Below are 20130 nucleotides of genomic sequence, written 5' to 3'. Positions count from 1 at the left end.
AGGTCAAGGAGCTTTGGAGGAGACTTTCATGACCTTGGTCAGGGCATAACGCCCCCTGCCAGGAAGGCGACGCGCCGGCCGGGCATCGGGGATCGGGGGCAGGGCATGGTTGTGATGGACGAAGCGCCCGCCGGGGTGCGGGAGGACGCGGCGGCGCGGGTGGCCGGCCGGAGCGAGCAGCGCCGGCGGCAGATCGCCCTGCTCGCCGAGCCGGGCGGGATCGTCCGGGCCGATGAGCCGGTACGGGTGGCCACCCGCATCGATCGGCTCAGCCACCACTACCGCGACATCCACCCGATCGATCCCGTGTCGCTCGCCGCCGCGGACCCGGCGGCCGTGACAGCGGCGGTGGCGGTGCTGGAGCGGATCATCCAGACCAACGACCTGCTTCCCGTCGGCTACCTGGAAGGCGGAGCGGCGGCGGCGCGAGCGGTCGGGCGGGTGGTCGTACGTGACGCGCACGGGCGGCTGGCCGGTTACGGCACCGGATCGCTGGTCTGCCCGGAGCTGCTGCTCACCAACCACCACGTGCTCGGTGACGCCGGCACGGCCGGCCGCAGCAGCGTCGAGTTCGACTACCAGGACGGCATCGACGGCACCCCGCTGCCGCTGCGCGCCTTCTTCCTGGATCCGGGCCGGTTCTTCTTCGCCGACCGGGAGCTGGACTTCGCGCTGGTGGCGGTGAAGGACGCCACGGGGGAACTGGCCAGGTTCGGGTTCAACCGGCTGGTGGCTCCGGAGGGCAAGGCCATCGTCGGCGACTTCGTCACGATCATCCAGCATCCGGGTGGGGAGAAGAAGCAGGTCGCTCTGCGGGAGAACCGGATCGTCGACATCCTGGAGTCGTTCCTGCACTACCAGACCGACACCGAGCCGGGCTCCTCCGGCTCGCCGGTCTTCAACGATCAGTGGGAGATCGTGGCGTTGCATCATGCCGCCGTTCCCGCGCCTGAGCACGACGCTTTGGGTGGGATCATCAACGAAGGGGTGCGGATCAGCCGGCTGCTGGGCGCCCTGCGCCGACAGTCGTTTCCGCCGGAGCAGCGGGCTCTGCTCGACCGGTTGTTCGCCGAACGCACCACCCTTCTGTCCGCCGTGACCGCTTCGACGGCTGCGCCCGCTTCGACGGCTGCGCCCGTTTCGGCGGTTGGGCCCGCTGCGATGGGTGGGCCGGCTGCGATGGGTGGGCCCGCATCGACGCCTTCGCCCGCTTCGACGGTTCAGCCTGCTTCGCTGGTTACGCCTGCTCCGGCTGGTATGGCTCTTTCGGCTGACGGCTTGAGCACTTGGCCGGCCGAGACGGTGGCGGGGCGGTGGGCCGACGGGCAGGTGCCGCTGACGCTCACGCTGACGGCCCCCGTCGTTCTTCACCTCGCCGGGCCGGTCACCGCGGCCAGCCCGGTTGCGGCCAGCCCGGCGGCGGCCGGTCCCGCGGCGGCGGCTGGCCCGGCGGTTGCAGCCGGCCCGGCTGCGGCTGCGCCGGAGGCGATCCAGATAGATCCGGACTATGCCGGTCGCCGCGGTTACGACCCGGACTTCCTGCCAGGCGGGCATCGGGTCGCGCTGCCCACACTGCACCCCGATCTCCTCCCGCTGGCGGCACTCGACCCGCACGCCGGTGACGGGCAGCCGTACGTGCTCAACTACCACCACTTCAGCGTGGTGATGAACCGGCAACGGCGGCTGGCCTTCTTCACCGCGGTCAACATCGACGGCCCGACCAGCCTGCGCATCCGCCGCGACCCCGACCGCTGGATCTTCGACCCGCGCCTGCCCGACAGCCAGCAGACCGGCGAGGACGTCTACCGCGACAACCCCCTCGACCGGGGCCACCTGGTGCGCCGCCTGGACCCCGCCTGGGGAGCCAGCCTCGCGGTGGCCAAGTCCGGCAACGACGACACCTTCCATTTCACCAACTGCACCCCGCAGCACAAGGACTTCAACCAGAACCAGACCACCTGGGCCGGCCTGGAGGACTACATCCTGGACAACGCCGACACCCGCGACCTGAAAGTCACTGTCTTCACCGGCCCGGTCCTGGCGGCCGACGACGACCCGTACCGGGGCGTGCAGCTACCCCGCCAGTACTGGAAGGTCGTGGTGATGGTGAAACACGACGACGAGCTCTCGGCCACCGGCTACCTGCTCAGCCAGGACCACCTCATCGACGGTCTGGAAGCCGCTCCCGCGGAGTTCTCGTACGGCGCCTACAAGACCTACCAGGTCCCGATCCGGCGCATCGAGGATCTCACCCGGCTGTCCTTCGGCACCCTCGCCGACGCGGACCCCTTGGCCCGCATGGAAGTGGCCACCACAGCGAGGGAGATCACCCACCTGAGCCAACTCACCCTCTGAACGGGTCGGCGCCTGAAAAGACTCGGAGCCCACGTCCGCCCACGTCCGCCCTTGCTCAGCGACACCGCCCGCGTCCTGGTCGGGTCCGTCCAGTGAATTGGACGGACCCGACCTCGTTGCTGCCGGGACCACCCACATGAGGGTGTTCTCATGTACGACTCACCATGGTCCAATCACCGCTGGTCAGGATGGGCGCAGCCGAGAGATGAGGGGGACGCGGTGGTGAGCGGATTGCGGTGGGTGCTGTCTCTGGCCGCAGTCGCTCTTGTTGTCGCCGGCGGTCCGACGCCCGCCGACCGGCCGGCTTCTCAGCCGATACCTGTGGCCGACGTCCTGCTCGTCGCGGCGGATGACGACGACGATGACGATGACGACGATGAGGGAGGGGGCGACGATGACCGCGATGACCATGCGCTACGGGCACGGCCCGGTCGGGATCGACCCTCCAGCCGGTCTCGTACCAGTACGGGCAGGAACCCGCGGGATGGTGAAGGGGCGCCGAGCAAGTCCACTACGGACGAGACCGCAGGGCCGCCCTGGGGGGAGCACGGATCGGAGGCGTTTCAGCCCCCCGGCAAGGACGACGGGAGTTCAACGTCAGACGGGAGCTCAACGTCAGACGGGAGTTCGATGTCCGGCAGTTCAACGTCTGGTGGGAGTTCGACGTCCGGGAGTTCCACGTCAGACGAGAGCTTGAAGTCAGACGGGAGCTCGAAGTCCGGTGAAGGCGGACAGGACAGCTACTCCAGCCACACATCCAGAGACAGGGGTGACTCGGCGACCGACGCTCGGTTGCCGGGGCTTATCGCGCTGATGGCCATCGCCGGCACGGCCGGCCTCATAGCCGCGATGTACTGGCTGATGCCCAAGCTCATTCCACACGGTCCTTCTCCGCCCGCCGTACCCGTAGGCGATCACCCCGCCACGCCCGTAAGTGATCACGTCCCGGCCACGTCGGAGCCTGCGAGGCGACCTTTCGCGGCGCCGGTGATGATCACGTTCAGCCGAGGCGAGAGGTCCGCGTCGGGACGGCGATGGAGGCGACCACGATGAAGACGATGACAAGCACAACGATGCGTCCCTGCTGGTCGCCTGCACCACCTGTGGCCAAGAGGATGCGTGGCGGGCAGGGCAACCGCCTCGCTGTCCCGCCCCAGTGCACGGGCCAGGGCGCTGATGCTTTCACCACGTACGACACCGACTCCGACACCTTCGCGGAGATCAGAACCGGCCACCTGTTCAAGCAGGCTCCACGCGACACCGGCTCTCTGCTCAAGGACGCTCCGTGCGATGAACTGTTCGGCGCCTTACGGGCCGTCGCGCACGGCCGTAGCGTGCTGCCCCGGAGATCGCCGCCCAGTTCGTCTCCCTGGGTATGCTCGCCGGCGACGACACGCTGAGCAGCCGCGAGAGCGACGTGCTGCGCCCGGTCGCCGAAGGTTTCTCCAATCAGGAGATCACCGTGCTGCTGTGCAGCCCAGATCACCGAGTTGCTGTCCAACCTGGGAGATCACCGCACTGCTGTCCAGCCCAGATCACCGAGTCGATGTCCAGCCTGGAGATCGTGGCGCAGCTGTCCAGCCCGGGAGATCGCCGAGTCGCTCTGAGCCCTAGAAATCGCGGCGCTGCTGTTCAGGCCGGGAGTTCGTTGGGTTGCTGTTCAGCCTGAGAGATCGCGGCGCTGCTGTTCAGCTCGGGTAATCGCGGCGCTGTTGTTCATCAGCGGGCCATCGTCAAGAGGCGTCTCACCCACATGTCGGCAAGCTCGGGGCCAAGGACCGCACGGCCGCTCGCCATCGGCTGCGACGGGGGCATCCTCGGCTGGGGATCGTGGGGCTGGCCGCTTCTGCTGCTGGGGTTGCCGGGTGGCGATCGGCCGGGCCGAAACAGCGGGGGAGAGGAGCGCGATAGCCAAGAGGAGGTGGGCATGGAGCTGGAATTGCTGGCCGGGTACGTGGTGGGCTACTTGGTGCAGAAGTTCGGGCGGGTGTTCCGGCGGGCCGATGAGGAAGTGGATCTGGCCATCGACGCCGGGATGGACCGGTTGCACGAGGTCGTGGCCGAGCGTCTGGGGAACGAGCCCGCCTTGACGCAACTCGCGGAGGAGACCGAGGAGGGGCGGGAGAGCCCGCGGACTCGGCAGCGGGTGCGGCTGGCGCTGGAGGAGGCGGCGGAGAACGATCCGGCGTTCGCCGCCGAACTCGAGCGCCTGGTCGGTGACTTGCGACCGCCTGGGGGAGCACAGGCTGGCGATCATGGGCTGGCGGCCGGTGGGTCTATCAGAATCGAGGCGTCGCACGGCGGCGTCGCGGCAGGAGTGATCCACGGGTCGGTGTCCACAGGGAGTCAGGCGGTAACGGGAGGCCAGGCGGCAACAGAGGGCCAAGCGGCGACGGGGAGTCAGGCAGCGCCAGAAAATGAGGCGGCGACGGGAAGCCAGGCGGCGCCAGGGAGCCAGGTGGCAACAGGAGGCCAGGCGGGGACGGGAAGTCAGGCGGTAACGGGAAGCCAAGCGGCGACGGGAAGTCAGGTGGCGCCAGGGAGTCAGGCGGCGACGGGGAATCTGGTGTCCAGCGGTGGTCCGGAGTTTGGGGAGGGGGCGGTGGGTTCTGGAAACCCTCCGTGGCCGGGGTCGTTCGACAGCTGACCGGTCCCGGGGTTGTTCAGGCCGATCGTGGTGGGATCGCGATCGGGACGCTGTACCAGGAGCGGCCGGCGGCTCCGTCGCGTCCCGTACGGCTGATGCCCCGGCCCCTGCGGCTGGCCGGGCGTGAGTCGTTGCTGGCCGGGATCGAGCGGCGGTTCCGTGCGGCGGGTGCGTTGCCCGCGGTGGTGGTGCTGCACGGTCTGGGTGGGGTGGGCAAGACGAGCGCGGCGCTGGAGTACGCGTACCGCCACCAGGACGGCTACCGCCTCGTGTGGCAGTTCGCGGCGGAGGACGAGGTCGTGCTGTCGAACGGCCTGTCGGAGCTGGCGCTGCTCCTGGGCGTGCGCGGCCTGGTCGACGGCGCCGATCCGGCCGCCCAGGTGCATGCCGCCCTGGCCGTGCACCCCGGGCCGTGGCTGCTCGTTCTGGACAACGTCACCGATCCTGGGGCGATCCGCCGGGTGCTGCCTCCTGCCGGGCACGGGCACGTGCTGATCACCAGCCGGTACGCCCACTGGCCGCCTCCGCTGGGCATCGAGGTGGACACGCTCGAACCCGAGGTGGCCGCCGACTTCCTGCGGACCAGGACCGGGGACGACGATCCCGGCTCCTCCGCCGAGGTGGCCAGGGAGCTGGGACTGCTGCCGCTAGCTTTGGAGCAGGCGGCGGCGTACACCCTCGAATCCGGGCGAACACTGAGGGAATACCTGGCCCTGCTGCGTCGGCGCCGCACCGAGCTGCTGAGCAGGGGGCGCCCCTGGGAGTACGACCAGCCGGTCTCCGCGACCTGGACGCTGGCCCTGGACCGCCTGGCCGGGCGCAATCCCGAGGCCATCGCGATGCTGCGCTTCTTCGCCTGCCTCGCACCCGACGACATCCCGCTGCGCCTGCTGCTCCCGGCCGCCTCGCCCACGGCGGAGGCACGGAGCCTGCTGGGGCCGCTGCTCGACGACGACGCGGCGGTGGACGACGCCGTACGGGCGTTGCGGGCGTACTCCCTGATCCGGCCCGTCGGCGACGGGAGCATGTCCGTGCACCGGCTGGTCCGGCTGGTGGTCCTGGACCAGGTGGCCGAGCAGCGGGACTGGCGCGCCGCCGCGGCGGAGGTGCTGGCCGCGGCGGTCCCCGAGGTGCCCGAGCACCGCAAGGACTGGCCGGTCTTCGCCCGGCTGCTGCCGCACGTCGCCGCCGCGCTCGACCCCTTCGAGCCCGCCTTCCGCCGCGTCGCCGAGTTCCTGGCCTGGAGCGGCGACTATCCCACCTCGCGCCTGCTGCACGAACGGGTGCTGGCCACCCGTCTGGAGCGCCTCGGCCCCGACCACCCGGACACCCTGTGGTCGATGGACGACGTCGCCTTCGTGATCGGGCTGGCCGGCGACTTCCCGACCGCCCGCGAGCAGTACGCCGACGTCCTGGAAGGCCGCAAACGCGTGCTGGGCCTGACACACGAGGACACCTTGACCGCGTGGGACCGCCTGGCGTTCTGGACCGGCAAGTCCGGCGAGGCCGCGGCCGCCCGCGACCTGTGCGCCGAACTCCTTCCCCTGCGCGAGCGCGTCTCCGGCCCGGAACATCCGGAGACCCTCCAGGTCATCGGTAACCTGGCCTGGCAGACCGGCGAGGCGGGCGACGCCGAGGCAGCCCGCGACCGGCTGGCCGCCCTCATTCCCGTCGCCGTCCGCGTCTACGGTGCGGACCGCCATGACACCCTCACCATCCGTGCCAATCACGCCCACTGGTGCGGCCGGGCCGGCGACCCGGTCATCGCCCGCGACCTGATGGCCGCCGTCGCCGTCGACCGCGACCGGGTCTCGGGCCCCGAGCACCCGGAAACCCTCCTCGTCCGCGCCGCCCTGGCCCGCTGGACCGGCGAGGCCGGCGATCCGGGGCGGGCCTGCGAGCTGTATGAGGAGCTGATTCCGGTACGTGTCCGCGTGCTGGGCCGCGACCATGCCGACGTGCGCAAGGACCTCGACAGACTTACCCACTTCAGGTCCCTGACCGGCCGCTGAACGATGAATGCCGGAGAGCTGGGTGGTTCTGCGCCGAAGCGGGGGACTCGATGCCGGGCTGCGTAGGGTCGGTGTCGTGGACATGCGGACTTTCGTCTTCGCCGAGCGACCCGATCTGCACCGGCAGACTGACGAGATCTTCGGTTCCGACTGGCCCGAGTTCATCTTCCACGACCCCGTGGCGGGGCGGTATCTGGAACGGGTACGGGAGTACGTCCCGGAGCCGCAGCTGCTGCTCGTCGATGGAGACGACCGGATCGTGGCCGGGGGCTGGGGTGTTCCGATGCGGTGGAACGGGAGCGTAGAGGACCTGCAGGTGGTTACGACGACGTGTGAAGGCGCGTTTTCCGCTGACCCCGATGAGCCGGTTCATGACCTGGACGCGGCCGGACGGCGCTCCGCTGGATCCGTGGTTGCGGACCCATCACCGGATGGGGGCCCGGCGGAGCGCTCCGTGGTGATGACGGGTTCTGTCGTGGACTGGGAGAGGTGGGCCGGTATGCCGTTTCCAGACTCCGGTTCCTATGTCGTGCCAGGTGCCCTCGCCCCGGTGATGATCGATCGACGGCATGACCGGGGCGAGTTGGTGGAACCGAACGTCTGGGTGCGGCACCGCTGAATCAGATACGGCTGGAGGGCCCGAGCCTGCGGCCGGGATCGGGCCGTTGGGACGGTTGCTGGACGGTTCCTAGGTGCGGGACCAGCGTTGGTTGGCGGCGCCTGTGCAGGTCCAGATCTGCAGTCTGGTGCCGTTGGCCGTGGCGTTGCCCGCTACGTCCAGGCACTTGTTCGCCCCGACCGCGGTGATGCTGCCGTCCGTGTTGAAGCGCCATCTCTGGTTGCTCTGGCCGTTGCAGTCCCAGATGATGACGCCGGTGCCGTCGGCGGTGCCGGCGTGGTCGACGTCCAGGCACTTGGTGCCGTAGACGCGCAGCTCACCGGCGGACGTGCTCGTCCACTGCTGGTTGGTCTGCTGGTGGCAGTCCCAGATGACCACCTGGGTGCCGTTGGTCTGGGAGGCGCCGGTCACGTCGAGGCACCGGCCGGAGCCGGCGCCCTGGATGCGGTTGCCCGTCGGGGCGGGGGTGCCGCCGCTGACCCGGTACACGGCGGTGCCGTGGGCGGGGACGCTCGCCGAGATGGCGCCGGTCGTCGTGGTGACGGCGTTCGTCCAGGCGTCACGGAGGGTGAACGGGCCGCCGGTCAGGCCGATGGCGGAGGCGGTGGTGCTGATCGTGGTGGTGCTGCCGCCCTGGTTGAACAGGGCGACCGCGACGTCGCCGTTGTTCAGCCGTTTGGCCAGGACGCGGCGGGTGCCGTCATTGCTGACCTGGGTGGCCTGGAGACCGAGCGGGTCCTGGTTGATGGCGGTGAGGTTCGCGTTCTTGAGGATCGCCGAGGTCGCGGAGTCCATGTTGCGGACGTCGTTGCCGGCGATGAGCGGGGCGGCCATGACGGCCCAGAGGGCGAAGTGACTGCGCATCTCGGTGTCGTTCATTCCGCCCCGGCCGACGACCATCATGTCGGGGTCGTTGAACTGCCCCGGCCGGGCCCGGCCGGCGAGCGGGACGTTGACGTTGACGATGTTCTGGATGCCCATCGGGTATCCGTTGGTCTGCCCGGTGTTCCAGGCGTTGGTGATGTCCTCGGTCGTGCGCCAGATGTTGGCGACGTCGCCCCAGTCGCGCTGCGGGCCGGTCTTCTCGTGGATGCTGTTGGGGTTGATGCTGTAGAGGATCGGCCGGCCGCTCGCGGCCAGCGCGTCGCGCATCTTCGCGAAGGTGCGCACCTGGTCGTCGATGGTGCCGGTGGGGGAGCACCAGTCGTACTTGAGGTAGTCGACGCCCCAGGCGGCGAACTGCCGGGCGTCCTGGACCTCGTGGCCGAGGCTGCCGGTCGCGCCCGGGTAGGAGCCGAAGTACTGGGCGCAGGTCCGGTCCAGCGGCGCCTGGTACAGGCCGAACTTCAGGTTCCTGGCGTGCAGGTAGTCGCCGAGCGCCTTCATGCCGCTCGGGAACCGGGACAGGTTGGCCTGGAGGTTTCCGGACGAGTCGCGGTTGGGGTCGAACCAGCAGTCGTCGACCACGACGTACTCGTAGCCCAGGTCGCGCATGCCGGAGCTGACGATCGCGTCGGCCGTCTGCTTGATCAGCGACTCGCTGATGTTGCACCCGAAGGTGTTCCAGGTGTTCCAGCCCATCGGCGGGGTGCGGCCCACGCCGTTCTCCAGCGCCTGCGCCGGCAGGGACGGGCCGACCGCGACGGCCGCTGCCGTCAGCGTCAGCATCGTGGTCAGGGCGAGGGAGAAGCGCGTTCGTCTCCTGCTGGTCATCGAGGTCTCTCCTCAGTGGGGGGCGCGTGGGTCCTGGACACGGCTGAAGCTCCCAGATGCCGTGTCCAGGACCCGGTTCGCTGAAGGATCGGGGCGGAACGGGTCAGGCCGTCATCGTTGCAGCGTCAGCAGGCCCGGCCGGTAGGGCAGCAGGCCGTAGTCGCCGCCGGAGCTGGGGCTGCGGCCCTGGTAGAGGAGCTGCAGGTTGCAGGCGTCGACGGTGAAGGTCTGGTCGGCGCTGGTCCGGATGAGCTCGCCGTGGCTGATGTCGTTGGTCCAGGTGGCGCCGCTGTTGGCCTTGCCGGCGAAGGGGTTCGACTCGGAGGCGGCCTGCGGCGTCCAGGAGCCGTTCAGGCTGGTGGCGGTGAACGAACGGAAGTAGCGGCCCTGCGAGCCGATCGCCTCGACGATCATCAGGTACTTGTTCAGGCCCTGGAGCTTGTAGACCTGGACGGCCTCGAACAGGTTGTTCGTGCTGTCACTCATGATCACGGTCGAGGTGCTGCCGAAGCTGCCGGGGAAGTTCCCGATCGGCATGCTGGCCCGGTAGATCTTGCCGTTGTCGCCGGCGAAGAACAGGTACATGTTCGTGCTGTCACCGATGACCGTCTGGTCGATGGGGCCCGTGCCGGAGCCGGAGATGCTGCCGGAGAAGAGCGTCTGCTGCGCCGACCAGCCGTTCGGGTTGGTGGGGTCGCTGGAGGTGCGGTACGAGAACGCGGTGCTGCCCCACTGGTAGGCCAGCACCCAGATGTTGCGCGGCGCGAAGTAGAACAACGTGGGCGCGACCGTGGCGTTGGACATCGCGTTCTGGCTCGCCGAGCCCATCTCCGACCAGTTGCCGAACAGGCTGAAGTTCATCGAGCCCCACCGGGTGCCCGTGTCGTGGGTGGTGGCGTACACGAGATGGCGGCCGTTGTAGGGGGCGACGGTGAAGTCCTTGAGCGAGACCCAGCCCGACCGCGGGTTCGCCAGCACGCCGGTCGAGGACCAGCGGTAGGAGGACGGAAGGTCGCACGTGCCGGGGTTGCCGGGGTCGCCGCCTCCGCCGTCCACGCGGACGAGTTGCCATTGCTGGTTGGCGCCGCCCCAGTCGTCGTACTGGACGATGTTGGCGTTGTCGGTGGTGGCGGCGCCCTGGACTTCGAGGGCCTTGCCGCTGTGGCGGCTGATGAGTCTGACGTGGCCGTCGCTGCTGTCGGCGAGTCGCCATTGCTGGTTGGTGCCGTTGAGGTCGGACCATTGGACGATGGCGCCGCCGTTGGCGGTGGAGAAGTTGTAGACGTCGAGGACCTTGCCGGAGTGGCGGGATTTGACGCGGTAGTAGCCGCCGCCTGAGTCGACGAACTGCCACTGCTGCTGGTTCTGGTTGTTACGGCTCCATTGGGTGATGCGGGCGCCGTCGTTGGTGGCCAGGTTGTAGACGTCCAGGGCCTTGCCGCTGTTGCGGTTGACGAGGACGTACCAGGCGTTGGTGTCGACGGTGGCGGCGCCGGCGGGTTGTGCGGCGATGAGCAGGCTCGCCAGTAAGGCGGCCAACGCCGCCAGGACGGTCGGGAGTCTCAATCTCACGGCTGTGCCTTTCGGTCAGGGAGTGGTGAGGTCGAAGCGGCGCACGGTGATCGCGCCGCCGAGGGACTGGGTGGCGTAGTTGAAGATCCCGAAGCGGTAGCCCATGAAGAACTGCCAGGCGTTGTTCAACGTGAACGCCGGGCCGAGACTCACGAACGTGCTGCCGTCGGTGCTGTAGGAGAAGCGGGCCTGCCGGCCGGACCCCGGCCGGATGTCGGCGGTCGCCCGCAGCCAGATCCGGCCGCCGGAGACGGTCGCGCTCGCCGCCTCGGTGCCGGTGCCGGTGGTCTGCCACGAGCTGTTCATGGTCAGGCCATTGGTCATCACGACCCGGTTGACGCCGTTGTCGCGTTTGACGCCGATCCAGGCCGACTGGTCGCGCAGCATGGCCAGCCCGGCGCGGTCGCCGTTGCTCATCTGGGTGTAGTCGAGCTCGATCGTGGCCGTGGACGACGGGCCCTGGATGCGGTGGGTCAGCGTGTTCCGGGCGTTGTAGAGGTCGCCGGTGACGGTCGCGGTCTGCAGGCGCAGGCCGTTACCGGTGGAGAAGCGGCTGGTGTCGGGGTTGTGGTTCCACTCCCAGCGGTGGCCGAGGCTGCCCGAGGTGAAGGTGTCGGGGCCGGTCATGGAGGCGACGGTGCGGTTGGTCTGGATGTTCGGCCTGGGGTAGGTGGCTCCCCAGCCGCCGTTGACGGTCTGGAGGGTGGGCCAGTCGCCGTTCCAGGTGATCGGTGCGAGGGCGGGCACGCGGCCGCCTGGGTAGGCGTCCACGAACGACATGTAGTACCAGTCGCCGTTCTGCGTCTGGACGAGCCCGCCCTGGTGCGGGACGCCGCCGCCGGAGATGGGGCCGGGCAGGTTGAGCAGGACCTGGCGCATCTCGTACGGGCCCCACGGCGAGGTGGAGCGGAGCACGTACTGGCCGTTGGCGGGGCGGGTCAGCCAGATGTAGTAGTAGCCGTTCCGCTTGTAGAACCGGGCTCCCTCCAGCGTCCCGACGCTGCTCGGGGTCTGGAACACCTGCTGGGCCCGCACCTGGCTCAGCCCGTCCGCAGAGAGCTGGGCGACGCTGATGGTGCTGTTGCCGTAGGCGACGTACATGGTGTCGTCGTCGTCGATCAGCAGGCCGGCGTCGTAGTAGCAGTTGTTGATCTGCGAGCGCTTGGTCCAGGTGCCGTCCACGGCGGAGGCGGTGTAGACGTAGGTGCGGTTGAACTCGACGCAGCCGATCCAGTAGTACGTGCTGGTGCTGGGCCGGTAGTTCAGGGTCGAGGCCCAGATGCCCTTCACGTACGCCCGGCCGCCGTTGAGGTCGTACGCGCCCGACCCGAAGTCGAGCCTCGGCACCGAGTGGCCGGCGTACTCCCAGTCGACCAGGTTGTACGAGCGCAGGATCGGCGCGCCCGGCGAGTAGTGCATCGTGGAGGCCGAGTAGTAGTAGGCGTCGCCGACCCGGATGATGTCGCCGTCGGCGAAGTCCTGCCAGACGACCGGGTTGCTGAAGCCGCTGCCGCCGCCGCCGTCCACGCGGACGAGTTGCCATTGCTGGTTGGCGCCGCCCCAGTCGTCGTACTGGACGATGTTGGCGTTGTCGGTGGTGGCGGCGCCCTGGACTTCGAGGGCCTTGCCGCTGTGGCGGCTGATGAGCCTGACGTGGCCGTCGCTGCTGTCGGCGAGTCGCCATTGCTGGTTGGTGCCGTTGAGGTCGGACCACTGGACGATGGCGCCGCCGTTGGCGGTGGAGAAGCCGGAGACGTCGAGGACCTTGCCGGAGTGGCGGGATTTGACGCGGTAGTAGCCGCCGCCTGAGTCGACGAACTGCCACTGCTGCTGGTTGCCGTTGTTGCGGGTCCACTGGGTGATGCGGGCGCCGTCGTTGGTGGCCAGGTTGTAGACGTCCAGCGCCTTGCCGCTGTTGCGGTTGACGAGGACGTACCAGGCGTTGGTGTCCACCGTCGCGGCCGACGCCTGTGGCGGGAGGAACACCCCGACCATGAGCAGGGACGACAGGATCACGAGCAGACGCCTCACAGGAACCTCCAGAGAGTGGTGTCGGCCCCGTTGTCGTCGGCGAGCACGACCTGCGCGCCCTGCGCGGCGCCGGCCAGGCCGAGGACGCGGCCGCCGTTGGCGCACTGGACGCGGAAGGCGGCGCCCGTCCCGTAACGCAGCCGCCAGCGGTGGTCGGCGGTGCCGTTGTCGGCCCACTGCACGACGCGCGAGCCGGCGGCGGTGCCCATGTTCTCCACGCCCAGCACCTTCTGGCTGTGGGAGTTACGCAGCCGCAGGTAGCCGCCGGCGTCGGCGACCGCCGTCCACAGGTGGTCGGCGGTGCCGCTGTCGCCCCACTGGACGACGAGCGCGCCGTCGGCCGTGGACATGCCGGTGACGCCGAGGACCATGCCGGTGCCCACGTTCTGCAGGCGGCGCGCGCCGTTCGGCAGGAAACGCCACTGGTTGTCCGGGCTGCCGTTGTCGGCGTCCTGCACCACCGGGGCGCCGTTGGCCGTCGAGCCGCCCCGGACGCCGAGCAGCTTGCCGCTGTGCGCGTTGCGGATCCTGACGGAGCCGTCGCCGGCGTCGGTGACCGTCCAGCGGTGGTCGGCGGTGCCGGTGTCGCCCCACTGGAGCACGCGGGCGTCGTCGGCCGTCGACATGTTCTCGACGCCGAGCACCTTGCCGCTGTGGACGTTGCGGAAGCGCAGGGCGCCGCCGTCGACGACCGTGACCCAGTCGTGGTCGGCAGTGCCGTTGTCGGTCCACTGCAGGGCGGGGCCCCCGTCGGCGGTGGACATGTCCTGGATGCCGAGTACGAGCCCGCTGGCCGCGTTGACCAGCCGGAAGCTCGCCGCGCCCGCGTCGGACCTGCCGCTCGTGTTCCAGTAGACGACGTAGTTGTGGTCGTGGGCGTCGTGGAACGGCTCCAGCCGCACCTGCGCCCCGCCGGCCGTGGCCGTGAAGGTGAGGGCGGAGGTGCTGGTCCGGGAGATCGAGGAAGGGGTCAGGACGGGCGCCGCCGACAGGGCGGTGTCGCCGTAGTCGCCCGACAGCACGAGCGGGCCGTAGGTGACGGCCTGCAGATCCGGGTCGTCGTTGGCGGCCTTCATGACCACCCGCATGGGCAGCCGTACGGTCACGGTGTCGCCCGCCGTCCACGACCGGGTGAGGTCGGCGTACGTGCCCGGTGTCGTGGCGACGCTCTGCTGGACGCCGTTGACGCTGATCGTCGCGTCCCGCGTCCAGGCCGGGATGCGGACGCGCATCGACCACGACCCGCTCACGTTCCCGGTGACCCGCAGCGACGTGGTGTCACTCGCGGGGTAGGAGGTCGTCTGGGTGATCGTGATGCCGCGACCGCTCCAGTCGAGCGTGGAGGGCACGAAGAGGTTCACGAACAGGGTGGTGCCGTCGTGGAAGTAGATCGAGTCCATCAGCTTGGTGTTGGTCTCGATCCCGGTGCCCTGGCAGCACCAGAAGGAGTTGTAGTCCGTGCTCCAGGTGCCGCCGCCCCAGGCCGGGCCGACGCCGCGGCGCCCGCCGGGGTTGAGCGGGGTGAAGTAGGTGACGTGCCCGTGCGCGTCGGCCGGGCGCTGCTGGCCGAGCAGGTGGTTGAACAGGGCGTTCTCGTAGTAGTCGAAGTAGTCGGCCCGGCCGGGTGCCAGCAGCCACAGCTCCCGGGTCAGCTTGAGCATGTTGTAGGTGTTGCACGCCTCGCCGGTGTCCCTGGTCAGATGGCCGGCGATCGCGTTGGGGGCGCGGAAGTGCTCGGCCCGGCTGTTGGAGCCGTTCGCGTACGTGTGCGCGCCGACGGTGATGGACCAGGCGTTGACGGCGATGTCCCGGTAGCGGGTCGTGCCCGTCGCCTTGTACTCGCGGGCCGCCCCGATCCACTTGGGCACCTGCGTGTTGGCGTGCAGGCCGTCGAGCCGGTCCTGGCCCGCGGCCAGCGGGTCGAACACGGCCGCGTGGTCGAACCGCCGGGCCGTGGCCAGCCAGCGGGAGTCGCCCGTCATCTGGTACAGGTCCGTCAGCACCGCGTTCATGCCGCCGAACTCGGTGCCGAGCATGGCCTGCATCTGGCTCGTGCTCAGCCGGGACGTGCGGGTGTCCACCCATCCGGCCAGGGCCAGCAGCACGGTCCTGGCCTGCGTGTCGCCGATCAGTCGCCAGACGTCCAGCAGCCCGGCCATGGTCTTGTGGACGCAGTAGTACGGCACGTTGCCGTTGCTCAGCGTGCGGTTCTCCACGGCGGTGATGTCCGACTCGGGAAAGCCGGACAGGTAACCGCTGGTGAACCCGGCGGCGCCGTTGTTGGCCTGGCATTTCGCCAGCTCGGCCACCATGTGGGTGGCCTTGTCCCGGCAGGTGGTGTCGCCGAGCACCGCGTACGCCTGCGCCCACGCCGTCAGGAAGTGGCCCTGCATGTGGGAACGGAACGGGAAACTGGGCGCGTCCCAGCCGCCGTTGGCCGCCGCGCCGCCGGTGGACAGCCGGTGGTTGGCGCGGAAGACGTACAGGAGCCGGTCGACGTCGACGAAGCGCAGGTAGCTCAGGGTGCGGTTCTGATTGTCCAGCAGGCGGCCGGAGGTCAGCCGGACCTGGCCGAGGTCGAACTCGTAGGCCGACACGCCGAGGTCTGATCTGGCCCAGGGGATCGCGGCCAGGGCGGGGGACATGCCGGTCAACTGGCCGGTGGCCGAGAGCGCTGCGGTCGCGCCCGCGGCCTGCAGAAGCCGGCGGCGGCTCAAGGACATGCGGACTCCTTGGCTTCCCAACGTGATGTTAGCGCTAACATTTCGGGCTGCAGGGGTACGGGGGCCTCCTCCGGTGAGGGCGTTGTGGCGGAGTACATCCGACGGTCCGGCCTGACGTCAACGAGGGGAAGCCCCTGCCGACCCGGGCCGCGCCGCGGAACCCGCGGGAACGCCCGTCCTGCCTGGAGTTTCTCGTCTCCGGGGAGATCACGGCGCACCGCCCGTGGAAGTGAAAGTTTCACAGGAGTTACCGGTTGGCAAGAGATAACTTGCGACGGGTTCGAAGTTACGTTGCGGAGGAGTCGTGCTCGCATCGGTGAGGCCGCCCGGCGGGGTGGGCGGACGCGGTGGCCGGCGAGGCGGGTCGGGCTCTTCCCGCTGGGCTGGTCCTGAATGCTGCCGCAGCACTCCTGACGTGGGGAAAGGCGCCTGCTGAGTGCGGAGTGCGATGCCGTGGAGCGCGTTCCGCGGCACGGGCGGCTTGGGGTCGGGAGCGTTGACGCCAACTCGATGATCTTAGTTAAGTTTCCGGCCGCGCCTGGTTGACGACTCCCGTCAGAGGCATTTACCTTCCTCCAGGAAGTCGGCCGCGACGACATGCACCACCCGCCAAGCCCGCAGGCCCGTCCAGAGCTCGCATGCCCGTCCAAGCCGCACGCCTGTCCAGAGCTCGCATGCCCGTCCAGCCCGCACGCCCGTCCAGAGCCCGCACGCCCGTGCGGAGAACGAGAGCGTCATGTCGGATTTATCGCGAAGACAAGTGCTGAGGTTCGGCGCGGCCGGCGCCGGAGCCGCGATGGTGCCGCTGTCCTGGACGGCCACCGCCCGGGCCGCCCCGGCGCCCCCCGCGGAGGTGCGCGCCGCCGGCGACCTGGCCCTGTGGTACGACGAGAGCGCCGGCACGGACTGGCTGAGAGCGCTGCCGATCGGCAACGGCCGTCTGGGCGCCATGGTGTTCGGCGGCACCGACACCGAGCGGCTGCAGCTCAACGAGGACACCGTCTGGGCGGGCGGGCCGTACGACCAGAGCAACCCCCGAGGCGCGGCGGCGCTGGGGCGGATCAGGGAGCTGGTGTTCCAGGACCAGTGGGCCCAGGCCCAGGCCCTGATCGACCAGAACATGCTCGGCGCCCCGGGCGGCCAGCTGGCCTACCAGACCGTCGGCGACCTGCGCCTGACGTTCGGCGGCGCCGGCGGCGTCTCGGAGTACAGCCGCCACCTGGACCTGACCACAGCCACCACGGGCGTGTCCTACCTGCGCGACGGTGTGCGCTACCGGCGCGAGGCACTCGCGAGCGCGCCCGACCAGGTGATCGCCATTCGCCTGACCGCCGACAGGCCCGGCTCGATCACGTTCTCCGCGACGTTCGGCAGCCCGCAGCGTACGACGCGCACCAGTCCGGACGGGTCCACCGTGGCGCTCGACGGCGTCTCCGGAGACATGGAGGGCGTCACCGGCTCCGTCAGGTTCCTCGCCCTGGCCCGGGCCGTCGCCGAGGGCGGCGGCGTCAGCAGTTCCGGCGGGACGCTGCAGGTCCGCGACGCCGACAGCGTGACCGTGCTGATCTCCATCGGCTCCAGCCGGGTCGACTGGCGCGACGTCGGCGGCGACCACCAGGCCATCGCCCGGCGCCATCTCGACGCCGCGGCCGGCCGGGCCTACGACGACCTGCGCGAGCGGCACGTCGCTGACTACCGGCGGCTGTTCGAGCGCACGACGCTCGACCTCGGCCGCACCGCGGCCGCCGACCAGCCGACCGACGTACGGATCGCGCGGCACGCGAGCACCGACGACCCGCAGTTCTCCGCGCTGCTGTTCCAGTTCGGCCGCTACCTGCTGATCTCCTCCTCCCGGCCCGGCACCCAACCGGCCAACCTGCAGGGCATCTGGAACGACTCGCTGACGCCGGCGTGGGACTCCAAGTACACGATCAACGCCAACCTGCCGATGAACTACTGGCCGGCCGACACCACGAACCTGGCGGAATGCTACGAGCCGGTCTTCGCCATGATCGAGGACCTCACGGTCAGCGGCGCCCGCACGGCCCGGGCGCAGTACGACGCCGGCGGCTGGGTGACCCACCACAACACCGACGCCTGGCGGGGGACATCGGTCGTGGACGGCGCGTTCTGGGGCATGTGGCAGACCGGCGGCGCCTGGCTGGCCACCCTGATCTGGGACCACTACACCTTCACCGGCGACCTCGGCTTCCTCCGGCGGTACTACCCGGCCATGAAGGGCGCCGCGCAGTTCTTCCTCGACACCCTCGTACGCGAACCGAATCTCGGCTACCTGGTCACGAACCCGTCGAACTCCCCGGAGCTGGGCCATCACCAGGACGCCAGCGTCTGCGCCGGACCCACAATGGACAACCAGATCCTGCGCGACCTGTTCGACGGCTGCGCCAAGGCCGCTCAGGAGCTCGGCACCGACGCCGGCTTCAGGACCCAGGTCCTGGCCGCCCGCGACCGGCTGCCGCCGATGAAGATCGGCTCGCGCGGCAACATCCAGGAGTGGCTGTACGACTGGATCGAGCCCGAGACCAGCCACCGGCACGTCTCCCACCTCTACGGCCTGCACCCGAGCAACCAGATCACCAGACGCAGCACCCCGGCCCTGCACACCGCCGCCCGGCGCACCCTCGAACTGCGCGGCGACGACGGCACCGGCTGGTCACTCGCCTGGAAGATCAACTACTGGGCGCGCCTGGAGGAGGGCAGCAGGGCGCACGCGCTGCTCCGCCTCCTGGTCCGGACGGACCGGCTCGCGCCCAACCTGTTCGACCTGCATCCCCCGTTCCAGATCGACGGCAACTTCGGCGCCACGTCCGGCATCGCCGAGATGCTGCTGCAGAGCCACACCGGCGAGCTGCACGTGCTGCCGGCCCTGCCGTCCGCCTGGCCGGCCGGCACGGTGCGGGGGCTGCGCGGACGCGGCGGCCACACCGTGGACGCGACCTGGAGGTCCGGCGCGGCCACCGACGTCGTCATCGGCTTCGACCGGGACGCGACGGTCGATGTCCGCAGCCGCTCGTTCGCCGGAACCGTCCAGGTGACCGACACCACGACCGGCGGTGCCGTCACGGTCACCCGCCCCGAGCCGGACGTCGTCACCCTGACCGGCACGGCCGGCCGCGCCTACCGCGTCACGGTGACCGCCGCACCCGCCGCCTACGTCCGCATCGCCAACGTCACCACCGGCCTCGTCCTGGACAGCGGCGGCAACGTGGCCGCCGGGTCGGTGCTCAAGCAGTGGACCTACGACGGCAGCACCAACCTGCAGTGGCAGCTCCTCGACCTGGGCGGCGGCTGGTACCGCATCGTCAACCGCACCAACGGCATGGTCATCGACAGCTGGGGCGCCACCGCGAACGGCGCGAGCGCGCGGCAGGCGCCCTGGAACGGCGGCGACAACCAGCAGTGGCGGCTCAACGCGGTGACACAAGGGAGGTATCAGATCATCAACCGGGGCACCGGGACCGCTCTCGACGGGATGGGCAACGGCGCCGCCGGCTCCACCGTGGCGATGTGGGCGCCGAACAGCAGCACCAACAACCAGTGGACCGTCATCTCCTGACGGCCGGACAGCTCGTGACGGCCGGGCCTTCACACGCCGGAGCGCCGGTGCGCCGGGGACGATCGTGCTAGCGCCGCAGGCGTACGGGGTCGGCCGTGCCGTCGCGGCGCACGATCCAGGCCTCGGTGATGTGCTGGAACATCGCCTCGGCGGCGCCCTCGGGATCGTGGGCGGCGATGCGCTCGTAGATGCGGCGGTGGCCCCGGTTCGAGGCCACGCACAGGGCCCGCTCGGTCCGGCCCAGGTAGCGGGCGGTGTTGACGACCTGGCCTTCCAGCGACCGCACGACGCCACGCGCGATGCGGTTGCCCGACGCCCGCATGATCGTGTCGTGGAAGGCGCGGTCGCTCTCGGCGTACGTGACCGGGTCGTCCACGAGCTCGTCCATCTCATCGACCAGGGTGCGCAGCCGGTCGACGGTGTCGGGCCCGGCCAGGCGGGCGGCGACGTTGGCCATGTCGGACTCCAGCACGCGCCGCGTGACGACGAGGTCGTCGAGGATCGCCAGGCTCTCGTCCACGGCGATGGTCGCGGTGAGGACGAGCTCGTCGAGCATGTCCCACGTCGCCGGCGGGGTCACCATGGTGCCGGAGCCCTGGCGGACCTGCACCAGCCCCTTCTCCTGGAGGATCTTGACCGCCTCGCGCACGACGGTGCGGCTCACGGAGAACGCCTCGCACAGGGCGGGCTCGGGCGGCAGCGAGGTGCCGGGCGGGTGCACACCGCGCACGATGCGCTCCACCAGCTCCGCCGTCACCGCTCTGGCCAGGCTCGCCGGGCGGCGTACCCAGGCCGGTTGCGCCGGGACACTGCCGGTCGATTCCCGCGATGCCGTCATTTCGCCTCCGCTGACCCGGCAAGCAGTATACGCGAGACTCTCT

11 protein-coding genes are annotated in these 20130 nt (G+C 70.0%); 5 read left to right on the top strand and 6 right to left on the bottom strand.

What is annotated here, in order from left to right:
* Positions 1 to 114: 114 nt before the first annotated feature.
* Positions 115 to 2355 (top strand): DNA/RNA non-specific endonuclease, encoded by a 2241-nt coding sequence (locus B0I32_RS59025; protein ID WP_219912058.1) that lies wholly within the window; start codon positions 115 to 117, stop codon positions 2353 to 2355.
* Positions 2356 to 2538: 183 nt separating this feature from the next.
* Here the strand turns inward: B0I32_RS59025 and B0I32_RS29755 are convergent, their stop codons facing one another.
* Positions 2539 to 2766: a hypothetical protein gene (locus B0I32_RS29755; protein WP_106245366.1), complete on the bottom strand. Its 228-nt coding sequence runs from the start codon at positions 2764 to 2766 to the stop codon at positions 2539 to 2541.
* 1516 nt (positions 2767 to 4282) lie between these two features.
* Between B0I32_RS29755 and B0I32_RS29745 the strand changes: the two genes are divergently transcribed.
* From B0I32_RS29745 to B0I32_RS29735, 3 genes are all read left to right on the top strand, one after another.
* Entirely contained in the window at positions 4283 to 5002 is a 720-nt protein-coding gene (locus B0I32_RS29745) for a hypothetical protein (protein ID WP_106245365.1), read from the top strand.
* Between the two features lie 95 nt (positions 5003 to 5097).
* The gene (locus tag B0I32_RS29740) at positions 5098 to 7014 is read left to right on the top strand and encodes a tetratricopeptide repeat protein (RefSeq protein WP_106245363.1); all 1917 of its coding nucleotides are present in this window, start codon (positions 5098 to 5100) and stop codon (positions 7012 to 7014) included.
* A 76-nt stretch (positions 7015 to 7090) separates the two neighbouring features.
* Positions 7091 to 7633: a hypothetical protein gene (locus B0I32_RS29735; RefSeq protein WP_219912057.1), complete on the top strand. Its 543-nt coding sequence runs from the start codon at positions 7091 to 7093 to the stop codon at positions 7631 to 7633.
* A gap of 69 nt (positions 7634 to 7702) precedes the next feature.
* Here the strand turns inward: B0I32_RS29735 and B0I32_RS29730 are convergent, their stop codons facing one another.
* The 4 genes from B0I32_RS29730 to B0I32_RS29715 form a co-directional block, all read right to left on the bottom strand.
* Positions 7703 to 9346, bottom strand: coding sequence for a glycoside hydrolase family 27 protein (locus B0I32_RS29730; RefSeq protein ID WP_245956109.1), 1644 nt, complete (start codon positions 9344 to 9346; stop codon positions 7703 to 7705).
* A 111-nt stretch (positions 9347 to 9457) separates the two neighbouring features.
* Positions 9458 to 10918 carry a non-reducing end alpha-L-arabinofuranosidase family hydrolase gene (locus tag B0I32_RS29725; protein ID WP_106245362.1) on the bottom strand — a complete coding sequence of 487 codons (1461 nt, stop codon included), beginning with the start codon at positions 10916 to 10918 and terminating at the stop codon, positions 9458 to 9460.
* Positions 10919 to 10933: 15 nt separating this feature from the next.
* Positions 10934 to 12949, bottom strand: a complete 2016-nt coding sequence (locus B0I32_RS29720; protein ID WP_219912056.1) for a family 43 glycosylhydrolase — start codon at positions 12947 to 12949, stop codon at positions 10934 to 10936.
* Positions 12946 to 15672 carry a beta-L-arabinofuranosidase domain-containing protein gene (locus B0I32_RS29715; RefSeq protein WP_106245360.1) on the bottom strand — a complete coding sequence of 909 codons (2727 nt, stop codon included), beginning with the start codon at positions 15670 to 15672 and terminating at the stop codon, positions 12946 to 12948. The genes B0I32_RS29720 and B0I32_RS29715 overlap by 4 nt, the downstream gene beginning before the upstream one ends.
* 760 nt (positions 15673 to 16432) lie before the next feature.
* Here B0I32_RS29715 and B0I32_RS29710 point away from each other — a divergent pair.
* Complete coding sequence (locus B0I32_RS29710) at positions 16433 to 19249, top strand: glycosyl hydrolase family 95 catalytic domain-containing protein (protein WP_219912055.1); 2817 nt, start codon at positions 16433 to 16435, stop codon at positions 19247 to 19249.
* A 67-nt stretch (positions 19250 to 19316) separates the two neighbouring features.
* On the opposite strand, the gene B0I32_RS29705 is transcribed toward B0I32_RS29710, so the two are convergent.
* Positions 19317 to 20087, bottom strand: a complete 771-nt coding sequence (locus B0I32_RS29705; protein WP_181307913.1) for a FadR/GntR family transcriptional regulator — start codon at positions 20085 to 20087, stop codon at positions 19317 to 19319.
* Between the last annotated feature and the right edge of the window lie 43 nt (positions 20088 to 20130).

Source organism: Nonomuraea fuscirosea, assembly GCF_003001935.1.
GTDB classification, from domain to species: Bacteria; Actinomycetota; Actinomycetes; order Streptosporangiales; family Streptosporangiaceae; genus Nonomuraea; species Nonomuraea fuscirosea.
This window is presented reverse-complemented; position numbering and strand designations above follow the sequence as displayed.